Source organism: Bartonella massiliensis, assembly GCF_902150025.1.
Taxonomy (GTDB): Bacteria; Pseudomonadota; Alphaproteobacteria; order Rhizobiales; family Rhizobiaceae; genus Bartonella; species Bartonella massiliensis.
Map to the genome: position 1 here is coordinate 57443 of NZ_CABFVS010000001.1, position 21751 is coordinate 79193.

A 21751-nucleotide genomic window follows, 5' to 3' on the forward strand; every position below is an offset into this window, starting at 1 on the left:
TTTTCTATTCCATGCGAATCTCGCGTCCCAAAGCCATCAACACCATATTGACAATACCCATAGCATCAAGCCCAACAGTTGAAAGAACTTTTTCTGGTGAACCATGATTCAAGTATTCATCAGGAAGTTTTAGTGTACGAACTTTTAAACCATGCTCTAAAAGCCCTTCTTGTGCTAAAAATTGTAATAAATGTGCTCCAAATCCACCAATTGCCCCTTCTTCAATAGTTACCAGTACTTCATGCTCACGTGCTAGACGACGCATTAAATCCTTATCCAAAGGTTTTGCAAACCGTGCATCTGCAACCGTCGTCGATAACCCTTTAGCTCCCAACATATCAGCAGCGCGCAATACTTCTGACATCCGTGTTCCGAAACCAACCAGAGCGATCCTATTCCCTTCACGCAGAACACGTCCTTTTCCAATCTCTAATACCGCACCACGTTTTGGTAAATCGATACCAATACCTTCACCACGCGGATAACGAAAAGAAATGGGCCCCTGATCATAAGCTGCAGCTGTACGCACCATATGCATCAGTTCAAGTTCATCTGAAGGCGCCATAACAACAAACTGAGGAAGTGTCGCCAAAAAAACAATATCAAAACTGCCGGCATGCGTTGCGCCATCTGCCCCCACAAAACCTGCTCTATCAATGGCAAAACGTACCGGTAACTTTTGAATTGATACATCATGAATAATTTGATCATAAGCACGCTGTAAAAAAGTAGAATAAATTGCAACAAAAGGCTTATACCCTTCACAAGCAAGCCCTGCTGCAAAAGTTACGGCATGTTGCTCAGCAATCCCAACATCAAACATCTTTTCAGGAAACTTTTCTGCGAAAGCATCAAGTCCTGTCCCTGTTGGCATCGCTGCTGTTATGCCAACAATCTTATCATCATGGCAAGATTCTTCTATTAAAGCTCTAGAAAATACCTTGGTATAGGGTAGAATATTGCTTGATGCTTTAACCTGTTGTCCTGTTGTAACATTAAAACGATTAACACCATGATATTTATCAGATGAAGCTTCTGCAGGCGGATATCCCTTCCCCTTATGGGTTACGACATGAACCAAAACAGGACCATGAGGACATTCACGAACATTTTTTAAAACAGGCAATAAGTGCCCCAAATTATGCCCATCTATGGGACCAACATAATAAAAGCCAAGCTTATCAAATAAAGTTCCCCCAACCAAAAGGCCACGCGCAAACTCCTCTGAACGACGTGCTTTATCCAAAAAAAATCTTGGCAACTTTTCGCTCAATACCTTTACGCGTTCACGCAAATGACGATAAGAAGGACGAGAGACTAACCGTGCAAGATGCGCACTCATAGCACCTGTAGGCGGTGCGATAGACATATCGTTATCATTCAGAACAACAATCAAACGTGCATCCAAAGCACCAGCGTTATTCATTGCTTCATAAGCCATGCCGGCAGACATTGCACCATCACCAATGACAGAAATGATATTGCGTTTTGTCTCCGCTTTCAAAGCACTCGCCACCGCCATACCAAGACCTGCCGAAATAGAAGTAGACGAATGACCCGCTCCAAATGGATCATACTCGCTTTCTGAACGTTTTGTGAAACCTGATAGCCCCCCCTCTTGACGTAATGTACGAATTTTTTTTCTACGCCCCGTTAAAATCTTATGCGGATAGGTTTGATGACCAACATCCCAAATAATCCTATCTTCTGGTGTATTAAAAATATAATGTAATGCAATCGTAAGCTCAACAACACCAAGTCCTGCCCCAAGATGACCACCTGTTACAGAAACAGCATCAATTGTTTCAGCCCGCAACTCATCAGCTAACTGTGCCAAATCAGACTCGGGTAATGCCCGCAAATCTTGCGGAAAACAAACACGGTCAAGTAATGGTGTTAAGACCTGAGACAAAAAAAATCCTTCCTATTATCTTAATTCAAAAGAAAGCAACGATAAAAATATATCTTTTTTAATCTTTTATTGAAAGCATTGCATCTTTTTTACTGAAAAATACTTTTCTCTCTTTGAGGTGATTGATGATTGTTTCTGTTTTTAACTTATTTTATAAAAAAGAAATCAATAAATTTCATTCTCTATAAACTAGGATTATTGCATCTCTTCAGTCCCACAATTTAAATATCCAAAAATATTTAATATTATTGAGCATCAAGTGGTTCTACTCCTTCCGGAGAACCTTCCTGTGAAAGCTGAATTTTTTCAACTTTGGCTTCAGCAACCTTCAAAAGTTTTTCACAATGTTTTTTCAGCGCTTCACCACGTTCATAAATATCAATAGATTGTTCCAAAGGCACATCGCCACGCTCTAATTTTTCAACAATAACTTCAAGTTGCTTAAGCGCTTGCTCAAAGCTTAAAGTTGAAATATCCCCCTCTTGTATCTCTTTTGTCATATGAACCTCAAAAAATATCTGTTCTGGATATACGAATTCCAAAACCTTCTAAACCTACATAATGATGCTCTTTAGAAGCATAAACAATAACAGAGTCTATTCCTAAATATTTTAAAATTTGTGATCCTAAACCAATTTTACGCCATTCTTCTTCGCGTTCAATCGCCTGCACATGGTTTTCTGAACTCTCTCTTGCCATGTTTTGAATGCCAAGAGTTGACTTTATAACAGATCCTTCACGCAAATAAACAAATACACCGCGTTTTTCTTTTTCCATCATACGCTGCATCATAACCATGAGATCTGAAGATTGACAAAAAACATCATTTATAATGTTTTCATAATGTAAATGCACAGGAATATCCTTACCCTCACTGATATCGCCAAAAATAATGGCAATATGCTGAATGGTTTCCCAAGGGAGTTGATAACTTTGAACAATAGCGGGACCAACAGGTGTTTCAATCGGCATTTCTCCGACATGCTTGATTAATATTTCTTTACGCTGGCGGTAAGCAATTAAATCTGCTACCGTTATGGTATGCAACCGATGTTCTTGTACAAATTTTTTAATCTGATCACCATGTTTAACACTACCATCATCATTGACTAACTCACCAATAACACCAACCGGCGGTAAACCAGTTAATTTACATAAATCAACAGCAGCTTCCGTGTGACCTGAACGCATGAGAACTCCCCCTTCATGCGCAATCAAAGGGAAAACATGTCCTGGACGAACAAAATCATCCGCACTTGCATTTAAATTTGCAAGATTACGTACCGCTAATGTACGATCGTGCGCTGAAATCCCTGTTGTTATGCCGTGTTTATAATCAACAGTAACCGTAAATTGCGTCCCGTGTGCAGAGTTATTATCTTGTACCATAGGAGTAAGATTAAATCGTTGCGCTTCTTCTTTTGGCATAGGTGTACACACAATACCTGTTGTGTGACGAAGAATAAATGCCATCTTTTCTTCTGTACAATGGACAGCAGCAACCGTTAAATCACCTTCATTTTCACGGTCATCATCATCTGTTACCACAACAATTTTACCGCGTTCAAAAGCTTTAAGTGCAGAAACAATTTTTTTTTCATCATACGCCATTATTCACCTTCTCAATCACCCAACTTGACCGCGATGTCTTAAATAATGGTCAGCAAGTGCACAAGCAACCATCGCTTCACCAACAGGAACGGCACGAATCCCAACACATGGATCATGGCGACCCTTCGTTATAACGTCTACATCATGACCATCAACATCTATAGAGCGACGAGGCGTTAAAATTGATGACGTAGGTTTGACAGCAAAACGTGCAACTATCGGCTGTCCACTCGATATTCCCCCTAAAATACCACCAGCATGATTAGATAAAAAAAGTGGTTTTCCATCATTTCCCATCCGCATTTCATCAGCATTTTCTTCTCCCCTCAAGCGGGCTGCCGCAAAACCATCACCAATTTCAATCCCTTTGACCGCATTAATGGACATAAGGAAGGATGCAATGTCTTGATCCAGTTTTGCGTAAATAGGGGCTCCTAAACCTGCCGGAACATTTTCCGCAACAATCTCTACAACCGCGCCAACAGATGTACCATCTTTACGGATTTTACGGATATAATCACTAAAAATCTGAACCATCTCTGCATCAGGTGTAAAAAAAGGATTGTTCTCAACTTCTGACCAATCCCAACGATCACGATTAATGTTATGGGGACCAATGGCGACCACGGCTCCTCGTACAACCAAACCAGGAACAATTTTACGCGCAAAAGCACCAGCCGCAACACGCGCTGCTGTCTCACGTGCTGAAGCGCGTCCTCCTCCTCGAAAATCACGAATACCATATTTAACATCATAAGTATAATCGGCATGACCAGGACGATATTGATGAGCGATTTCTCCATAATCTTGAGAGCGCTGATCTGTATTTCGAATCAACAGAGAAATTGGTGTGCCCGTTGTAACGAATGTTATTCCGTCGTCCTGAACAACCGCTCCTGAAAGAATTTCTACTTGATCTTGCTCAAGACGCTGCGTTGTATATAAGGATTGCCCAGGTCTACGCTTATCAAGATAAGCTTGAATTTCTGCACGCGTAAAAATAATTCCGGGGGGACAACCATCGATGACACAACCAAGAGCAACCCCATGGCTTTCCCCCCATGTTGTTACACGAAACAAATGACCAAATGTATTATGCGACATGAAAAAAAGATCCGTTTCTTTGTCAAATATACACAACGACAACGCATGTTGAGCTCTACACAAAACAGCTCTTTACGCCAAAATATTCTTGGCCGATTTAAATTGGTCAAATCACCGCTGTCCAATACAATCTTATAAACCAAACTTTATTCTTTAACGACGGAAATGTCTGGTGCATCAACGGCTTTCATACCGATGATATTATAACCCGAATCAACATGATGAACTTCACCGGTAACAGAACGAGACAAATCCGAAAGAAAATAGAGGGCAGAATCACCCACCTCTTCAATTGTTACCGTACGACGTAAGGGAGCATTATATTCATTCCATTTTAGAATATAACGGAAATCACCAATACCTGAAGCCGCTAACGTTTTGATGGGTCCAGCAGATATTGCATTAACACGAATATTTTGGGGGCCTAAATCTACCGCTAGATATTTCACGCTCGCTTCAAGAGCTGCTTTGGCAACCCCCATTACATTATAATTGGGAACAACCTTTTCTGCCCCATAATAGGTCAGTGTTAAGATTGAACCACCATCTGGCATCAATTTTTCTGCACGCTTTGTCAAAGCCGTTAGGGAATAAACGGAAATATTCATGGTCATCATAAAATTTGATTCGCTGATATCAATATAACGACCACTTAATTCATCTTTATCTGAAAAACCAATAGCATGAACTAAAAAATCGAGTTTACCCCATTTCTTTTCTATGGTTCTAAAGACCGCATCAATAGAAGCGCTATCAGAAACATCACAATGTCCAAAAACAAGCCCCTTTAATTCATCAGCCAAAGGCTCAACACGCTTTTTCATTGCGTCACCTTGATAAGTGAAAGCAAGCTCTGCCCCCGCAGCGCTCGCTGCTTTAGCAATTCCCCAAGCGATGGAGCGATTATTGGCCAATCCCAAAATTAAACCACGCTTACCGCACAATAAACCATTACCCTTAGCCATTAGCACTGCCCCATTGTTACTTAAAATTAATATTATTCATCTGCCTATGACACAGGTCAACTTTTTCTTCAAGTAATTGGATTAAAATCAAACAAAAACGACGCTTTAATATATAAAAAAATTTAAATTAACCTTTTTGCGTCTGCAAAAACTGTTCTAGCGCAGCATTTTTATCTTCCGGCAACATAATACGAACATGCACATAAAGATCATCTCTTGTACCATTTTTTAAACGAAGCCCTTTTCCTTTCAACCGCAAAACGCGATCAGAACTTGACCAAGCAGGAATCGTTAAAACCACACGTCCCTCCAACGTCTTAACTTCTTCTTTTGCCCCCAAAACAGCATGTTTAAGAGAAACCGGTAAATCAAGATGGAGCGCCCTTCCTTCAACTCGAAAGCGAGGATGTTTTTGAATCTGAATGGTTATCAACGCATCTCCTGCTTGCCCATGAGGCACTTCTTCTCCTTGACCTTTTAAACGAATAGTTTGCCCATCCTCAATATAATCTGGAAGTTTAATTTTTAATTTTTTTCCATGAGGAAAAACAGCTTCCACCTTTTCTGCGCTAACCATCTGCTCTAATGTTATGGTAAGATTAGCGCGGATATGGGCTCCTTGTTGAGAACGGTTATAGTGTGCGGAATTTGAAAAGCTACTGCCTCCTCCAAACAGATCGCGAAAGATATCACTCGCATCAAAACCTGCCCCCCCTGAAGAAGAAAAATCAAATCCTTTCGCTCTTCCTGAAAAGGGATTTTGTTTATTGCTAAAATTTTCACCAGCGCCATAAGCTTGATAAAGCGGTTTACCTTCCATATCAATTTCACCGCGGTCAAATTGTGCTTTTTTATCTTTATCACCTATAATCTCATAAGCTTGATTAATTTCAGCAAACTTTTCTTTAGCCTTTACATCATTTTTATTATGATCTGGATGATACTTCTTTGCTAATCTTCTAAATGCCGATTTAATCTCTTGCGGTTTTGCGGTACGTGCCACACCTAGAATCGTGTAGGGATCACGCATATTTGTCCTCTTTCAATTGTTTCGTTTTACAAATATCAACAGATACGTTGCTCAGTATTCCTTACAGATTTATCAACCTATCCTAAAGAATAATTTCTTCTTTTCTTTATATGTCTATCAAAAAACTAAAATACCAGATAAAATGAGATATTTATTTAATATAGTTCATTATCATCTATGCTAAAGATAAAAATAACGCAGACACCATAAAAATACTCATGAAAAATATATGCAGACATTCGCTTTTTGGAAATAAGAAAAAATGCTACCTTACTTCTTGATAAAAAAGTAAATGAAAAAATGCCCATGTTTACTGACATTTGGAGAAACTATGAGCGATAAAATACCAACAGATGATCATTTTATGCAAATGCAAAAACCTTTTGAACTTTTTGCAAAGTGGCTTGAAGAAGCAACGATAAGCGAAATAAATGATCCAAATGCTATGGCACTCGCAACAGTTGACGAAACAGGGCTCCCGAATGTTCGTATGGTTCTTCTCAAAGACTATAGTCCTCAAGGCTTCGTTTTCTATACCAATTATGAAAGCTGTAAAGGACAAGAAATTTTAAAATCAATGAAAGCATCCTTAGGATTTCATTGGAAATCGCTCCGTCGTCAGATCAGAATAAGAGGAATTGTTGAAAAAGTCAGTCAACAGGAAGCCGATGCCTATTTCCAATCGCGCCCTCGTGGCAGCCGAATTGGTGCATGGGCATCGAAACAGTCTCACCCCTTAGAAAATCGTTTTGTGCTCGAAAAAGCAATTGCTCAATATACGGCGCGCTATGCTGTAGGCAATATTCCACGACCACCTTATTGGTCTGGCTTTCGTGTTAAACCCCTTTCTATAGAATTCTGGTCTGATCGCCCTTTTCGTTTACATGATCGGCTGCTTTTTACACGCGACTGTGTTGAACATAGCAATTGGAAAAGACAAAAACTCTACCCTTAAATCCTTCAAGCTTCATCATTCTGCGCTTTTTCCTAACAATGAAATGATTTTTTTATTGGTAAAATTCTAAAAAGAGATGATTTATTTCATTTAAAGAAGCATTTTATTTTTACGATAAACGTTGGTTGATAATATTTTCTACCGCTTGATAGCTAGGTTAACGACAAATTTATTTTAAAGAGAAAATTCTGTATCAGCAAAAATGATGATTTGACTTTTGCACTTATGATAAGGAAAACGGTGATATTTAAATGAAACCTAGATTAATAAAATAGTCCTATATATTTTGATTCTAATGAATAAATAGAAAGTGCACTTTCAATTAAAAAAATTCATCCCTCTTAAAAGTTTATTTTTATTTCAATAAAATTTGATAAAATCATTCTTTCTATCCAAAAAGCTCTGAAACAAAACTCATCATAAAATACAAATAAACTTTGAAAATTCAAAAGAATTATAAACTTTAAGAAAATATCTTTGAGTTTTCATTTCTCTCACCATCATTACAGAATATGTGACTTTATCCAACATGTTGTTAAACTTTAGGATAAAATATCATCCATAGACCACCACAGACTAAACCAGCAAAAATCACAAAACCAATCAATGAATTAGATTTAAAAAGCCTAAGGCATTGTGAACTATTATCGATATCGATGACTTTAATTTGAATAAACATATGGATGCTTGCCACAAAAATTCCCAAAAAACTCAATAGAGGTACTTTCGCCAAATAAAATGCTAAACTCACGAATAGGACAAAACCACCATACAAAAAGACTAAAGCTTGCTTGGTTCCATTACCAAAGAGAAGTGCTGTAGAACGGACACCTATCGTCGCGTCATCTTCTTTATCTTGATGTGCGTAAATTGTATCGTATCCTATCGTCCATAAGATTGATCCCACATAAAGTAAAATGGGTGCCCAGCTTAAATTTCCAAACACAACAGCCCACCCCATTAATGCCCCCCAATTAAATGCAATCCCTAAAAAAAACTGCGGCCAATAGGTTACGCGTTTCATAAAAGGATAAAGCGCAACAGCGATCAATGATGAAATACCTAGAAAAAAACTAAACCTATTAAATTGTGATAAAACACCTAAACCAACCAAACATTGCACAAGTATAAAAATTTTTGCTTGAAACCGACTCACATGACCTGTCGGTAAGGGACGAGAACGTGTCCTCTCTACTTGAGAATCGATTTTATGATCAATAAGATCATTCCAAGTGCACCCTGCCCCTCGCATAGCAATGGATCCCAGAAAAAAAAGAAAAAGATACCAAACCCAATGAAACAACATTGATAAAAGAGACTCATAATGCATGTCATAAGAGAGAAAAGCCATTGTTGTTGACCAAAAACAAGGCCACATCAACAATTGCCATCCGATGGGCCTATCCCAACGCGCCAATTGAGCATAAAACCATAAAGAACTGGGAAGAAAATTATAGACCCATTGTTTAGAAGATGCATCCATAACCCGTCCTTGACTATCATAGGACTGAACATGAGGAATATTTTTATTTTTTTTCATCAAATGATTTACCTTTAGTCTTGCGATAGAGACATTTCATTCTTATGAGAAGAAGATGAAATTAATCATCTTTTATGAGAGGAGCAAGCAATGAATATTCTTCTTATTGGCTCAGGTGGACGAGAACATGCTTTAGCGTGGAAAATCGCAGCGTCACCACTGCTCACAAAATTATATTGCGCTCCTGGAAATCCTGCAACAACAGAATTTGGTGAAAATATTAATTTAGATATTAATGATCACCCCCTTGTTATTGAATTTTGTAAAGCACATTCTATTGATCTTGTAATTGTAGGACCAGAAGCACCATTGGTTGCCGGTATAACCGACTCTCTTAATAGCGCTAACATCTGTGTCTTTGGTCCTACTCAAAAAGCTGCTCAACTGGAAGGTTCAAAATCTTTCGCAAAAGATTTATGCCGCAAGAATAACATTCCTACAGGAAGTTACCAATGTTTTAATGATGCAGCTCAAGCCAAAGCTTACATTCATCAACAAGGTGTTCCCATTGTCATTAAAGCGGATGGCTTAGCAGCTGGCAAAGGTGTCGTGGTTGCAACAACCATGGAAGAAGCATTGAACGCCATTGATGCTTGTTTCAAAAGTGCCTCCTGCGATGCAGAAAACAAAATTGTTGTAGAAGCCTTTCTTGAAGGTGAAGAAGCAAGCTTCTTTTGTCTTTGTGATGGTAAAATTGCCCTTCCCTTTGGATCTGCTCAAGATCATAAGCGTGTGGGGGATGGAGATACGGGAGCAAATACTGGTGGAATGGGGGCTTATTCACCTGCACCCATTATGACCGAAGAAATGGTAAATCGTACCCTTAAGGAAATTGTTGAACCCGCTTTAAAAAGCATGAATGAAATGGGCGCCCCCTTTAAAGGCATTCTCTTCGTCGGATTAATGATAACACAAAGGGGCCCCGAACTCATTGAATTTAACGTACGATTTGGCGATCCTGAATGTCAAGTTTTAATGATGCGTCTCAAAGATGATATTCTACCGATATTTCTTGCCGCAGCTCAAGGAAGGCTCGAAAATAAACCTCTTCAGTGGTCTGAAAAAATGGCTCTCACTGTTGTTATGGCCGCAAATGGTTATCCAGGTTCCCCCCAAAGAGGAACTGTTATTCGTAACGTTGATAAAGTAAACACGCTTCCCGATGTGAAAGTTTTTCACGCTGGTACCGCATTGCGCAATGGAGAACTTATTGCAAATGGTGGACGTGTTCTCAATATAACAGCAACAGGAAAAACGATTACCAACGCACAAAAATGTGCTTATGAAGCTGTTGATTGTATTGATTGGCCAGAAGGCTTTGTCCGTCGTGATATTGGATGGCGCGCTATTGCACGAGAAAACTAAATCTTTTGCTATTCTTTTTGCGATTTGTTTCTTTCTCTTAAGAACGTGAGACACAAATTTTCTCACCGTTTTATGTTGACCGTAACTTTGGAAAAAACAGTATATTTTCCTTTTAAAAATAAAATATTCAAAGGAAATATCGACTTCTGTGAAAAGAAGATTTTTTTGAAAGTGCAATTGTAATAAAAACTGATTATTTCACTCTTTTATAGACTTTAAACGCGTTTTTTACCCATTTTATAAAAATTTTTTTCTTATTAAACCTTCAAGATAAATATCATGCATTTTCATTTATCGCATTCTTACTACAATTCTACCTTCTTCAGACAATAAAATGTTCCCCAAAAACGCACTTCATGTTAGTTGCGCAAAAAGCAATAGCTTTCATGCTCTTTTTCCCATTTCACGCTATTAACCGTGAAGAGTATAAGTCCATTCTGCTCTCTTTATTGAATAAAAAAAGATACCATCATTGTATCCAACGTCCAATGTGACGATAACCCTTGTTATCTAGAAAATTTATCAGAGAGTTTTTGCTCTGTTTTAATGGTCTTCATCCACATGAGTATCCCCTCCTTGTTAACGTGCAAGGCAATCATTTTGATTATTTCTAAGAGGATTTTAAATAAAAAAAGCCTACGATATTCATATCTCTCATTCAATAAGAAAATGATGAGGTATCTTTTATAAATCCATAAACTTGATTTATAAAAAACAAAGTAAAAAAATACTTACAGAAATCTGCTCCTGCTTTAATGATGTGACAAAAACAAAAATTTATACTGCCAACAAATTATCCTATTTGTTGCAAAAACTCCCCGACCTGAAAAAAGCGTTTCGATTTTTACAACAAAAAATGGATATATAAATTGTATATTTTCTGAAAATGGTACTGTCAAAATCTCTCATTTACAGTTAATTACAATCACTAACTTTCTCACCGCCTTGAAGAATAAAAACGCCTACCCTATTCGATTTGTAAAAAGTTAGAATCTCTTATTGAGTGGCTTCCTTTTAATTCTCACCCATGTACTTCACTTACACAAGAACCAATAACAAAACTTAACGAATATTCACCACATCTTCTAAAAACACTTCATGCGCAACACTTGCATGACTTATATCACCGCACTAAATAAGAGCATTTTACGGCCCAACAAAATCAATGCTTATGGTCGTATAAAAATGAATGCATATGAATGTTACTGAAGTGCAATTTGATTTGCAATAACCAAACGCAAACCTAACGGATTGCTATAACGAAGTAAAAAATGCTTTTGTTTAGAATGACGCGTTGTGCAAAAAAATCGATGTAAATCAGAACGATCTTTTACAACAACAATGCGATTATCTTCATTAATCATCAGCATGGGGAGACCATAAGTGTCCGCCCATAATCGCCAATCCAAAAGAACATTATTCAAATCTCTAGAAACCAAAAGCGGGATACAAGATTCTTCATCTGCATGAAGTAACTCTAATGCAACAGCTCTTTCTCCTGAACGTGTTTTTACGGTACGTGCTGCAATTCCTTTAAAATGATAAGGAGGTATTAAATGCGATATGCTTGAAGGTGTATCCGTTTTAAAAAAAACGCCACGCTCATTTAACGAACAAATAACCTGATTGCCCGTTTTGGATGAAAAATATGTCGTTGTTTGTGGCAAATGGCACGGATCTAACCGAAATTCAAGCACCGCTTTTGCCTGATTAAAGCATTGATTAGCCATATATAGTGTCCCAATTGATCTTAAATACATACCCTTTTAGCAGCTTTTCCTCATTGAATTATTAAAAGTTTGAATAAAAAAACAACTGGTTTCTTTTTTGGTTATTAAAATCTAAACAAAAACACATGATAAAATTCATTATTCTTGAATCATAAGACTTTTCCAGGATTCATTATCCCTAAAGGATCAAGTGTTTTTTTAATCCCTTGCATAATATCCAATGCGACAGGCGATTTAAAAGAACGAAGTTCTTCACGCTTAAGCTGACCAATTCCATGCTCAGCAGAAAATGCACCTTGATAGTCCATCACTAAACGATGAATGTGATGATTCATTTTTGACCATAATTTCAAAAAGACTTTAGGATCAGCACCAATAGGCTGCGTAATATTATAGTGCAAATTTCCATCGCCCATGTGTCCAAAACAAACCACCCGTGCCCCTGGAGAAATCTCTTCAATAATAAGCGCTGCCTTAGCAATAAAATCAGGCATGGAAGCAAGTGGTACGGCAATATCGTGCTTAATAGACCCTCCCGCTAACTTTTGTGCTGGTGATATGCTTTCTCGCAATTGCCAAAAAAATTCTTGTTGTTTTAAAGATTGCGCAATAACTGCATCTTCTATCATCGCATTCTCTAAAGCTTTTTCTAAAATAACACTCAACACAGATAACGCCTCATCATTACCTTGCAACGATGAAATATTCATCAACACATACCATTCATGTTTCTGCTGGAGAGGAGACTTCTCACACATCTTATAATCTAAAGCCATTTGCAAACTGAGATCTCCCATAAGCTCAAAACTCGTCACCATCCCTCCTCCATATTCTTGAGCCAGAGATAAAAATTCTAGAGCCTTTGCGGGACTATGTAATCCCACCAAAGAAACAGCTTTTCCTTTTATTTTTGGAAAAATCTTTAAAACGGCTGCGGTTATAACACCCAGCGTGCCTTCCGCACCAATAAAAAGATTTTTCAAATCGTAACCGCTATTGTCTTTTTTAACAAAGCGCAAATCATCCAAAAGTCGGCCATCGGGTAAAACAACTTCCAAACCAAGACAAAGATCACGCATATTGCCATAAGCTAAAACAGCTGTTCCTCCAGCATTCGATGAAAGATTTCCCCCTACTTGGCAAGAACCTTCAGATGCCAAAGAAAGAGGAAAAAAACGACCTAATTCATCCACTTTTTTTTGTAAATCCTGTAAAATAACTCCAGCTTCTACAACAACAAAATTCCCCTCAAGATTTGTTGCTCTAATCTTATTTAATCGCTCCATGGATAAAATAACACTGTTTCCGCTATCATCTGGTTGTTGCCCCCCGACAAGACCTGTATTTCCACCCTGAGGTACAATTGGTGTACGTGTTTGGCTTGCGAGCTGCATAATTAATGAAATTTCTTGCGGTGAAGAGGGACGTAAAAGTAAGGGTGTTCTTCCATGAAAAAGCCCTCGCTCTTCAAGCAAATAGGGTGCAATCAAGGATTGATCTGTTATCGCATGCTTGGCACCAACAATTTTAGTAAATTTCTCAATTAACTCCTGCTCCATGTTCATTTCTCCTTTGGAGCCGCAGCACGTATAAGACGATCATTGATCGCCTCCCCTAATCCATATGATGGAATAGGTTCTACGGCAATACATCTCACTTTCAATGAATCCAATTCCTTCATGTATTGAAATAAATGAGAAGCTGCCTCTTCCAACTTTCCTTCCTCACTAAGGTTTAAAATAAAAATGGCATTTTCAGCCCCCATAACGCGCTTTGGACCAAATGCTAAAAGCGCTTCACCATTTTCCACCTTTTCTACATTCAAACGAATCGCAGTATTGGGAGCATAATGTGACTTTAACATCCCTGGAGCTTCAATCGCCGCCCTTTGATCGATCCGTTTTAAAGGCTTTCCCAAAACTCCTTCAATTTTATCAGCCGCAAGCCCCCCTGGACGCAAAAGATAAACATTTTCACCACAAATCTTAATAATCGTCGATTCAAGCCCTATTTGAGAGGGTCCTCCGTCCAATATCAAAGGAACAGCTTCCCCCAAAGATGCAAAAACAGCTTCAGCCGAAGTAGGACTAAGACGCCCCGATTGATTTGCACTAGGCGCTGCAAGTGGACGGCCAAAACATTGTACAATTTCCGCAAAACGACTGTCTGGAAAACGAATAGCCAATGTATTCAAACCAGCAGTCGTTAAAGGATGGATATTATGTTGTTTCCTTAAAGGTAAAACCAATGTCAAAGGACCGGGCCAAAACGCTTCCATTAATTGGCGTGAAAGAAAATCAATCTCAACATAGTGCTCCGCCATTTCGATACCGTTAACATGCGCAATAAGAGGATTAAATTGCGGACGCTTTTTTGTAGAAAAAATAGAAGAGAGTGCCCTTCCATTGGTTGCATCACCCGCTAATCCATAAACAGTTTCCGTTGGTAACGCTACCAACCTGCCTTGTTCAAGAAGCGCTATTGCTTCTTTTATCGAAGCTCTATTGAGAGGTCGAATCGTCATGATACATCATTCCTATAACGCTCTTTGAGTGGCGCAAAACTATAACGATGTAATCCTAAAATTGGACCATTTTTATCAAGAGCTGTACGATGAACGAGTGTCCCATACCCTACATGCTTCTCAAAACCATACCCTTTATAAACTTGCCCTGCACATTCCATCATCCGATCACGCGTTACTTTCGCAATAATAGATGCGGCTGCAATTGAAACCGACCGCTGATCCCCCTTAATTAACGCCGTTGCGGGACAGAACAGCCGAGAGGGGATATCACGTCCATCAACAAGGACGTAGTGAGCTGGAACAGCTAACCCAGTAATACAACGACGCATTGCTTCTAAAGCTGCTTTTCTAATATTAGATTGATCAATTGTATGGGCACAAAGACTAGCAACTGAAACCGCTAAGGCACTTTGCAAGATTTCATAATAAAGCCTACTCCGTTGAAGAAAAGAGAGCTTTTTTGAATCATTTAACCCATCAGGAATATACTCTTTATCCAAAATAACTGCGGCCGTTACCACGGGCCCCGCAAGAGGCCCCCGTCCTACTTCATCAACCCCTGCTATATGCAAAAAACCTTGGTTTTGCAAATCTAATTCGCACGAAAAATTTGGTTGAAGCGGCAAATTCAACATCTTTGATCAATCACAAATACAACAAATATCCATCTATTTCTGTAACCTGCTTATTTTTTGTAAATGTTACAGTTTTTAATAGCTCTTCAAGCATTCTGAAAATTCTTGGCACAAAAGATTAAAAAAATAGGTAACAAAGAGCATTTTAGCATGTATTTGTTTTATCTGAAAAACAAAAAAATACATTTCTTTGTTTCCCCTCCCCATTGGGTATAAAAAATCATGAAAAAATAAAAGCTTTTATCGTTATTTCTCAAATAGTCCCTAACGTCATAATCGGTTTTACAAACCAGTTTGGGTGCGTTGACTTGATAAAAAGAGCTGCCTGTTGCGCTGCTTGTTGACTTTTAAAAATGCCAAAGCACGTTGCCCCTGTTCCAGACATACGAGAAAAAAGCGCCCCACTCTCATTTAATACAGATAACACTTCAGCAAGCTGAGGTGCTATTTTAAAAGCAGGGGCAAAAAGATCATTTCGCGTTTCTTGTAAAGCTTCAACCAATGAATCAACACTCTTTAAAGCAACGGGATCAATTTTTAAAGAAGGATGATGACGCTTGTCTAACGCTTTAAACACAGCTTGTGTTGAAATCTCTTGTCCATGATTAACCAAGACTAGCGCAAGAGAACAGGCTTCTTTTAGTCGTATAATCTCTTGGCCAATCCCTTTAACCAAAAGTGGCTGCTGATATTCCAATGCAAAAAGACACATAGGAACATCAGCACCAAGAATTAAGCTCATTTTTGCTAATTTTTCACAAGAGCAATCAAGATTCCACTGTTGACGTAATATACTGATAACCCCAGCAGCATCGCCTGAACCACCACCAATGCCTGAAGCAATAGGAAGTGTTTTTACAAGTCGAAAAAAAGCAGGTCGAGCACTTTCAGGAAAAGTCTTATGCATAAAATACCGTGCGCGAATAACCAAATTGTCTGAATGAGACACAAGCTCTTTTGCAAATGGTCCCGTTAAAACAAACTGATCACTTTCACAAGGTGCATAGTGTAGACAATCACCGCTAAGACTAAAATAAACCAAACTTTCTATTAGATGATAACCATCAGCACGTTGCCCTACAACATGCAGAGCTAAGTTCAATTTAATGGGTGTAAACACATAAGAATGTCTTTGAAACGAAACTTGTACATCCGGTATCATATAACGTCATATTCATTTTTACAGGGTGATTTTACAACAATCCCCCTTTGTACCCATATTAGTATCAGACCTATCAACTAGTTCGAATTCGAAATATTCTAACTTTTTTCTAAACAAACAATAAATATTATGGAGAGCTCTCACACAAAATAAATGGCATATTCTCATTCGTATCATTTCAAGCTTGTTTCTTCTAACATCTATTTTTAGATAAAAATCTTCCTTACTCGAAAAATTCTTTCCCTCACAAACCGTAACGCTGCCAAAGTGCCCGCTCTTCTGCTGCTATCAATGCACTATCAATAGCTGTATAAACCGTATGAGCCGTTACTCCTGCAGGGATTTTAGGGCCTAAAAAACTTTTTGGAGGTGTAATAAGTCGAAGTTTTGCCTCATTACCAAAACGCTCCTTAATAACAGAACGTACATCATTCAATCCGTCAACCAGACCAAGTTCAACACTTTTTTTTCCACTCCAAAACATTCCTGTAAAGAGATTAGAATCATCTGATAATTTTGCCGCACGCCGTTCTTTAACTAAATCGATAAAAGTTTGATGCACTTCAAGTTGGAGAGATTTCAAATGCTCAATATCCGCCTTTTTTTCCGGCTGAAATGGATCTAATGAAACTTTGTTCTTTCCTGCTGTGTATACACGACGCTCGACACCAATTTTCTTCAAAAGTTCTGGAAAACCGAAGGAAGCTGAAACCACCCCAATGGAACCCACAATCGAAGAAGGATCTGCAAAAATTTCATCCCCCGCACAAGCAATCATATAACCACCAGAGGCTGCGATATCTTCAATAAACACAAGAACCTTTTTATTTTTTTCTTCTGCCAAGTCACGAATACGCTTGAAGATAAAACGCGACTGTACTGGAGAACCACCTGGAGAATTAATAATAAGTGCAACAGCTGGTGCTTTTTTGTGCGCAAAAGCCTTCTCTAGAATATTTGCATATCTGCTAAGAGAAAGGGTACGCGATATAGATGCTGATGAATCCATAATGGCCCCTTGAAGGCGAACAACAGGAATTTCAAGTTTATTGGAAGAAAAACGCTGTGGAATAAAATTTTTGATAACATCCATCAAAACAGAATCTCCTTAATTTTAAGAATAATTAAATAGGCAAGAACAACAAAAAGGAAGAATACGATAGTATCCAAAAAAGCCAATCAATCCCCACATGAAAATCAGAAATACAATTTCCCACAAATCAAAATCTCCCTAGTAACAAAGTTTAGACTTTAAATAATAAACTGGAAAACACAAGAGACCATTAAAAAAGTTCCCACAAGCTTATATATCCATTATTAATTGCATCAATCTGTGGCGAAAAAGTATGGTCATTACTTTCATGGATAACCAATGCCGGTAAAATAGATAATGCAGCTCTGCTTCCTCGTTTTGCATAAAATAAAAGGCGGATTGCTGCTGTTTTGGCACGCGCATGCACAGGAATGATACAAATACCACCAAAACGCCCCTCTAAAGCACGTAAAATATCTGTCAGTGATTGTGGACGTGCAATGAGTCCTAAGTATCCCCCTGGCTTAACAATTGCTGCTGCACTGCGTAACCAGTTCTCAAACATCGCTTCAGGCATAACATGTGCTTCAGATTTTTGCTTGTCAGGTGTTTTGCGATCCGTAGGATTATTAAAAGGTGGATTCATAATTGCAAAATCAAAGCTATTGTCTATCAAACCTGCTTTTATACGCGCATTCCCTCTCAAGGTAACATCGGCTTCTAGCAAACAAATTCGGTCAGCAAGTTGTTTATTTTGTTTTAGCATAAGCGTTTTTTGAGCATACGATACCATAAAAGATGAGCGTTCAACCAATGTAACATGAACTTGCCAACAACGCGAAGCAACAGCCAACCCTGCCGCTCCACTACCTGCCCCTAAATCAACAACTTTGCCCTTTAAATGACTGGGAACCAAACTGGCTAATAACATCGCATCCATCCCAGAACGATGACCCTGTTTATAGGGTTGAACCAAATAAAATTTTCCACGATGAAAACTGTCTATTGTTTCACCACTCTGATTCGTTGTTTTATCCATTTAAAAGTCTAATATTCACCTTTATAAACCACCCTTTTGTCATTCAGCGGTTGTTTTAATTTTTTTATCATTTCATAACAATAACATTACACACGCTAAAGAACATTTCTTGCCAATACCATTCCAATCTTACATTTTAAAACGTCATCAAAAGCTTGAGTCAAAACAAAACCCCCTTTATGCTAGTCAATAAAATAATTTTTAGATATGTCCATTGCAATACTCTAGGAGTAAATATATTGAGTGTAGCTATCGAAACAGAACCAATAAGAAATAATCAAATTTCTCTGCAGTCTCTTGTCAATCTTACGCAACAAGATATGGAGCGCGTCAACCAATTTATTCTCTCTATGGCAAAATCAGAAGTTGAAATGATCCCTGAAATTTCTAATCATCTTATTTCATCTGGTGGAAAACGATTACGCCCAATGATCACACTCGCTTCTGCTCATATGTTCGGTTATCAAAGTGATGGGCATATAAAACTCGCAACAGCTGTTGAATTTATGCATACAGCAACATTGCTCCATGATGATGTGGTTGATGAAAGTAATTTGCGACGTGGAAAATCCACGGCACGGATGATTTGGGGAAATCAAGCAAGTGTTCTTGTGGGGGATTTCCTGTTAGGGCAAGCTTTTAAAATGATGGTTGATGTCGGTTCCATGGAAGCGCTTTCTGTCCTAGCAAACGCAGCAGCAATTATTGCTGAAGGAGAAGTTTTACAACTTTCTGCTGCAAACAATATCACAACTAGTCCTTCAGATTATCTCAAAATCATCAATGCAAAAACCGCAGCACTATTTTCAGCGGCAGCTGAAGTTGGCCCCATTATTGCTGGTTATGGAAACAAAGAGCGTTCTGCATTACGTGAATATGGAACATCTTTAGGTTTAGCTTTCCAATTGATTGATGATGCCCTTGATTATAGTGGTAGTGCTCAAAATTTAGGAAAAAATATAGGCGATGATTTTAGAGAAGGAAAAATTACAATGCCTGTTATTCTCGCATATGAGCGTGGGAGTATGGTGGAGAAAAAATTCTGGAAACAAGCGCTTGAAGACGGCAATAACAATAACGAAGCCTTTACACATGCACAAAACTTAATGGCAAAATGTGATAGCATTGCAGATACCATAGAACAAGCACGTATCTATGGAAAACATGCTATTGATGCTCTTATTCCTATGAATAGAAATCCTGCTTACAATGCTCTCGTTGAAACTGTTGAGTTTTGTATTGCGCGCGTAAACTGATTCTTTGCAAGAATCACAGTATTTCTCAACAAAGTAATGAGATATGATCTATAAACGACACAATCAATTGATTATCTTGAAAAGGATTAACTCCATGTGCTCTGTAACGGTAGTCCGACTTTTTACCCTCTTTATCGTGGGTATCATGCTGATGCCATCCCCTACCTACAGTAAAATAAGCACCGCGATTCATACAACCTCTTTTACAGGTGCATATCTCGCTGGAAGGGTTGCAAATCATGAAAATAAAATAGATCTTGCTATCGATTATTTTAAACAGGCACTCGTCTATCAACCTGATAACATTGAAACACAAAAAGAACTCCTTGAAGCTATGCTCTCGGTGGGAGATTTTAAAGAAGCTGTACAACAAGCCCAAAAGCTCAAAAAGCAAGATGTTATAACGCCCTTTGTTTCCTTAACATTGTCAATAGAAAGTCTCATCAAAAAAGATTATAAGAATGCCAAGCTTCTCCTGCAATTAAAAGAACCTCCTACAGCCAATAACCCAATACCTGAACTCATCGATGCTTGGATTACTTTTGGATCTGGACAAAAATCTCAAGCAATCGCTACTCTTAAAAAGCTCAAAGGTCCTGTCTGGTATGAGCTTTTTATATCTTATCATCTAGCACTTATGAGCGATCTTGCAGAACGACCACAAGATGCAAAAAAATATTTCATTAAAGCACTGAGTAACAAACAAGGAACTCTTATTGCTCCAAATACCTATGAACGTATTATTACAGCCTATGCCTCATTCCAATTCCGCCATAATATGCGCAACCAAGCTCTTCAGACAATCCAGCATGGTGAACAAATGTTGTCAACTCGAGAAGTCTTCACAAACCTTCGAGAAAAAATTGAAAAAAATGTTTTTTTAGAAAGGTTGATAAAAACACCTCAGCAAGGAGTAGCCGAGGTATTGTATAATTTTGGAACAGCTCTCAACTACAAAAACTCAGGGCGGATTGCACGTATTTTAAAACAATTATCTTTCACCTTATACCCTCAAAATGACGCAACACTCTTTCAGCTCGCACACATTTCTGCTAAATTAGATGATTCTCAGCAAGCCATTAAGCTTTATCGCGCTTTATCCCCTAAATCTCCTTATTATAAAGATGGACAACTTCATCTTGCATTTCTTCTTGCCAATAACAACAATTATAAAGAAGCAATAAAGTTACTCATATTGTTAAATAAAAAGTTTCCCAATGATCGTAGCATTTTGATAACACTCGTTGCTTTTTATATGCAGAACAATAATTTTCTGGAAGCCACGAAAACTCTAGACTATGCGATTGCCCAAATAAAAAACTTTCAGCAGGACGATTGGAAACTTTTTTATCAACGTGGTATTGCTTTTGAACGTTTAAAACAGTGGCCAAAAGCAGAAATTGACTTGCGAAAAGCCCTTGATTTTTTTCCAAACCAGCCGCAAGTTCTTAATTATTTAGCCTATTCCCTTGTAGAGAGAGGTGAGAAGCTTGAAGAATCGCTACATATGCTGCAAAAAGCTTCTACTTTGCAAGCTCATAATAGTCATATCCTCGATTCTTTAGGATGGGCTTATTATAAATTAAAAGACTATAACAAAGCAGTGCAAATATTAGAAAAAGCTGTCAGACTACAACCAGAAGACCCAACATTGAATGATCATTTAGGGGATGCCTATTGGAAAGTTGGACGTAAACGGGAAGCCATATTTCAATGGAACCACGCCATTGATGGAAAACCAGAAAATGCTAAACAAATTCAAGAAAAATTGAAATTTGGTTTGCAATAAATGATGCTTAACCGTAAACCACATAAAATAATAGATGTCATAGAAGCTAAGGTTTCTTTGGTTGCTATCTATATTGTTCAATATTTAAAGAGTATAAA

18 protein-coding genes are annotated in these 21751 nt (G+C 38.2%); 4 read left to right on the plus strand and 14 right to left on the minus strand.

All coding sequences use genetic code 11. The features are described 5' to 3' along the window. Nucleotides 1-4: 4 nt before the first annotated feature. The 6 genes from dxs to FNZ60_RS00245 all read right to left on the minus strand — a co-directional run bounded on the left by dxs (nucleotide 5) and on the right by FNZ60_RS00245 (nucleotide 6622). Nucleotides 5-1912: a 1-deoxy-D-xylulose-5-phosphate synthase gene (gene dxs / locus FNZ60_RS00220; protein ID WP_142415773.1), complete on the minus strand. Its 1908-nt coding sequence runs from the start codon at nucleotides 1910-1912 to the stop codon at nucleotides 5-7. Between the two features lie 245 nt (nucleotides 1913-2157). Beyond that, nucleotides 2158-2412: an exodeoxyribonuclease VII small subunit gene (locus FNZ60_RS00225; protein WP_142415774.1), complete on the minus strand. Its 255-nt coding sequence runs from the start codon at nucleotides 2410-2412 to the stop codon at nucleotides 2158-2160. Between the two features lie 7 nt (nucleotides 2413-2419). Next, nucleotides 2420-3523, minus strand: coding sequence for a 3,4-dihydroxy-2-butanone-4-phosphate synthase (ribB, locus tag FNZ60_RS00230; RefSeq protein ID WP_142415775.1), 1104 nt, complete (start codon nucleotides 3521-3523; stop codon nucleotides 2420-2422). A 15-nt stretch (nucleotides 3524-3538) separates the two neighbouring features. Beyond that, complete coding sequence (aroC, locus tag FNZ60_RS00235) at nucleotides 3539-4627, minus strand: chorismate synthase (RefSeq protein WP_142415776.1); 1089 nt, start codon at nucleotides 4625-4627, stop codon at nucleotides 3539-3541. Between the two features lie 146 nt (nucleotides 4628-4773). Continuing rightward, complete coding sequence (gene fabI, locus FNZ60_RS00240) at nucleotides 4774-5592, minus strand: enoyl-ACP reductase FabI (RefSeq protein ID WP_142415777.1); 819 nt, start codon at nucleotides 5590-5592, stop codon at nucleotides 4774-4776. A gap of 127 nt (nucleotides 5593-5719) precedes the next feature. Continuing rightward, entirely contained in the window at nucleotides 5720-6622 is a 903-nt protein-coding gene (locus FNZ60_RS00245) for a DnaJ C-terminal domain-containing protein (protein WP_142415778.1), read from the minus strand. A gap of 331 nt (nucleotides 6623-6953) precedes the next feature. Between FNZ60_RS00245 and pdxH the strand changes: the two genes are divergently transcribed. Next, the gene (pdxH, locus tag FNZ60_RS00250; protein ID WP_142415779.1) at nucleotides 6954-7577 is read left to right on the plus strand and encodes a pyridoxamine 5'-phosphate oxidase; all 624 of its coding nucleotides are present in this window, start codon (nucleotides 6954-6956) and stop codon (nucleotides 7575-7577) included. Between the two features lie 535 nt (nucleotides 7578-8112). Here the strand turns inward: pdxH and ubiA are convergent. Continuing rightward, on the minus strand, nucleotides 8113-9117 hold the full coding sequence (ubiA, locus tag FNZ60_RS00255) for a 4-hydroxybenzoate octaprenyltransferase (protein ID WP_142415780.1): 1005 nt from the start codon (nucleotides 9115-9117) through the stop codon (nucleotides 8113-8115). A 90-nt stretch (nucleotides 9118-9207) separates the two neighbouring features. Between ubiA and purD the strand changes: the two genes are divergently transcribed. After that, nucleotides 9208-10482, plus strand: coding sequence for a phosphoribosylamine--glycine ligase (gene purD / locus FNZ60_RS00260; protein ID WP_142415781.1), 1275 nt, complete (start codon nucleotides 9208-9210; stop codon nucleotides 10480-10482). A gap of 1202 nt (nucleotides 10483-11684) precedes the next feature. Here the strand turns inward: purD and FNZ60_RS00265 are convergent. The 7 genes from FNZ60_RS00265 to FNZ60_RS00295 all read right to left on the minus strand — a co-directional run bounded on the left by FNZ60_RS00265 (nucleotide 11685) and on the right by FNZ60_RS00295 (nucleotide 18608). Continuing rightward, nucleotides 11685-12212, minus strand: a complete 528-nt coding sequence (locus FNZ60_RS00265) for a DUF6101 family protein (RefSeq protein WP_142415782.1) — start codon at nucleotides 12210-12212, stop codon at nucleotides 11685-11687. A 149-nt stretch (nucleotides 12213-12361) separates the two neighbouring features. Beyond that, entirely contained in the window at nucleotides 12362-13771 is a 1410-nt protein-coding gene (locus FNZ60_RS00270) for an FAD-binding oxidoreductase (RefSeq protein WP_142415783.1), read from the minus strand. 2 nt (nucleotides 13772-13773) lie between these two features. Continuing rightward, nucleotides 13774-14736: an L-threonylcarbamoyladenylate synthase gene (locus tag FNZ60_RS00275; protein WP_142415784.1), complete on the minus strand. Its 963-nt coding sequence runs from the start codon at nucleotides 14734-14736 to the stop codon at nucleotides 13774-13776. Further along, entirely contained in the window at nucleotides 14733-15374 is a 642-nt protein-coding gene (locus FNZ60_RS00280) for a ribonuclease HII (RefSeq protein ID WP_142415785.1), read from the minus strand. The genes FNZ60_RS00275 and FNZ60_RS00280 overlap by 4 nt, the downstream gene beginning before the upstream one ends. A gap of 253 nt (nucleotides 15375-15627) precedes the next feature. Beyond that, the gene (locus tag FNZ60_RS00285; RefSeq protein ID WP_142415786.1) at nucleotides 15628-16536 is read right to left on the minus strand and encodes a 4-(cytidine 5'-diphospho)-2-C-methyl-D-erythritol kinase; all 909 of its coding nucleotides are present in this window, start codon (nucleotides 16534-16536) and stop codon (nucleotides 15628-15630) included. A gap of 244 nt (nucleotides 16537-16780) precedes the next feature. After that, nucleotides 16781-17629 carry a S49 family peptidase gene (locus tag FNZ60_RS00290; RefSeq protein ID WP_142415787.1) on the minus strand — a complete coding sequence of 283 codons (849 nt, stop codon included), beginning with the start codon at nucleotides 17627-17629 and terminating at the stop codon, nucleotides 16781-16783. A gap of 190 nt (nucleotides 17630-17819) precedes the next feature. Then, the gene (locus tag FNZ60_RS00295; protein WP_142415788.1) at nucleotides 17820-18608 is read right to left on the minus strand and encodes a tRNA1(Val) (adenine(37)-N6)-methyltransferase; all 789 of its coding nucleotides are present in this window, start codon (nucleotides 18606-18608) and stop codon (nucleotides 17820-17822) included. A gap of 179 nt (nucleotides 18609-18787) precedes the next feature. On the opposite strand from FNZ60_RS00295, the gene FNZ60_RS00300 reads away from it, so the two are divergent. Both FNZ60_RS00300 and FNZ60_RS00305 read left to right on the plus strand, forming a co-directional pair. Next, nucleotides 18788-19864, plus strand: a complete 1077-nt coding sequence (locus tag FNZ60_RS00300) for a polyprenyl synthetase family protein (protein WP_142415789.1) — start codon at nucleotides 18788-18790, stop codon at nucleotides 19862-19864. A 94-nt stretch (nucleotides 19865-19958) separates the two neighbouring features. Beyond that, nucleotides 19959-21653, plus strand: coding sequence for a tetratricopeptide repeat protein (locus FNZ60_RS00305; RefSeq protein WP_142415790.1), 1695 nt, complete (start codon nucleotides 19959-19961; stop codon nucleotides 21651-21653). Nucleotides 21654-21751: the final 98 nt, after the last annotated feature.

Bases quoted from the DNA above. Each gene is read 5' to 3' on its own strand.
- ubiA (WP_142415780.1), bottom strand. From the start codon at position 9,117: ATGAAAAAAAATAAAAATATTCCTCATGTTCAGTCCTATGATAGTCAA.
- FNZ60_RS00225 (WP_142415774.1), bottom strand. From the start codon at position 2,412: ATGACAAAAGAGATACAAGAGGGGGATATTTCAACTTTAAGCTTTGAG.
- FNZ60_RS00290 (WP_142415787.1), bottom strand. From the start codon at position 17,629: ATGGATGTTATCAAAAATTTTATTCCACAGCGTTTTTCTTCCAATAAA.
- ribB (WP_142415775.1), bottom strand. From the start codon at position 3,523: ATGGCGTATGATGAAAAAAAAATTGTTTCTGCACTTAAAGCTTTTGAA.
- FNZ60_RS00285 (WP_142415786.1), bottom strand. From the start codon at position 16,536: ATGATACCGGATGTACAAGTTTCGTTTCAAAGACATTCTTATGTGTTT.
- FNZ60_RS00245 (WP_142415778.1), bottom strand. From the start codon at position 6,622: ATGCGTGATCCCTACACGATTCTAGGTGTGGCACGTACCGCAAAACCG.
- FNZ60_RS00300 (WP_142415789.1), top strand. From the start codon at position 18,788: ATGCTAGTCAATAAAATAATTTTTAGATATGTCCATTGCAATACTCTA.
- FNZ60_RS00280 (WP_142415785.1), bottom strand. From the start codon at position 15,374: ATGTTGAATTTGCCGCTTCAACCAAATTTTTCGTGCGAATTAGATTTG.
- pdxH (WP_142415779.1), top strand. From the start codon at position 6,954: ATGAGCGATAAAATACCAACAGATGATCATTTTATGCAAATGCAAAAA.
- purD (WP_142415781.1), top strand. From the start codon at position 9,208: ATGAATATTCTTCTTATTGGCTCAGGTGGACGAGAACATGCTTTAGCG.
- FNZ60_RS00270 (WP_142415783.1), bottom strand. From the start codon at position 13,771: ATGGAGCAGGAGTTAATTGAGAAATTTACTAAAATTGTTGGTGCCAAG.
- FNZ60_RS00295 (WP_142415788.1), bottom strand. From the start codon at position 18,608: ATGGATAAAACAACGAATCAGAGTGGTGAAACAATAGACAGTTTTCAT.
- fabI (WP_142415777.1), bottom strand. From the start codon at position 5,592: ATGGCTAAGGGTAATGGTTTATTGTGCGGTAAGCGTGGTTTAATTTTG.
- aroC (WP_142415776.1), bottom strand. From the start codon at position 4,627: ATGTCGCATAATACATTTGGTCATTTGTTTCGTGTAACAACATGGGGG.
- FNZ60_RS00305 (WP_142415790.1), top strand. From the start codon at position 19,959: ATGTGCTCTGTAACGGTAGTCCGACTTTTTACCCTCTTTATCGTGGGT.
- FNZ60_RS00275 (WP_142415784.1), bottom strand. From the start codon at position 14,736: ATGACGATTCGACCTCTCAATAGAGCTTCGATAAAAGAAGCAATAGCG.
- FNZ60_RS00265 (WP_142415782.1), bottom strand. From the start codon at position 12,212: ATGGCTAATCAATGCTTTAATCAGGCAAAAGCGGTGCTTGAATTTCGG.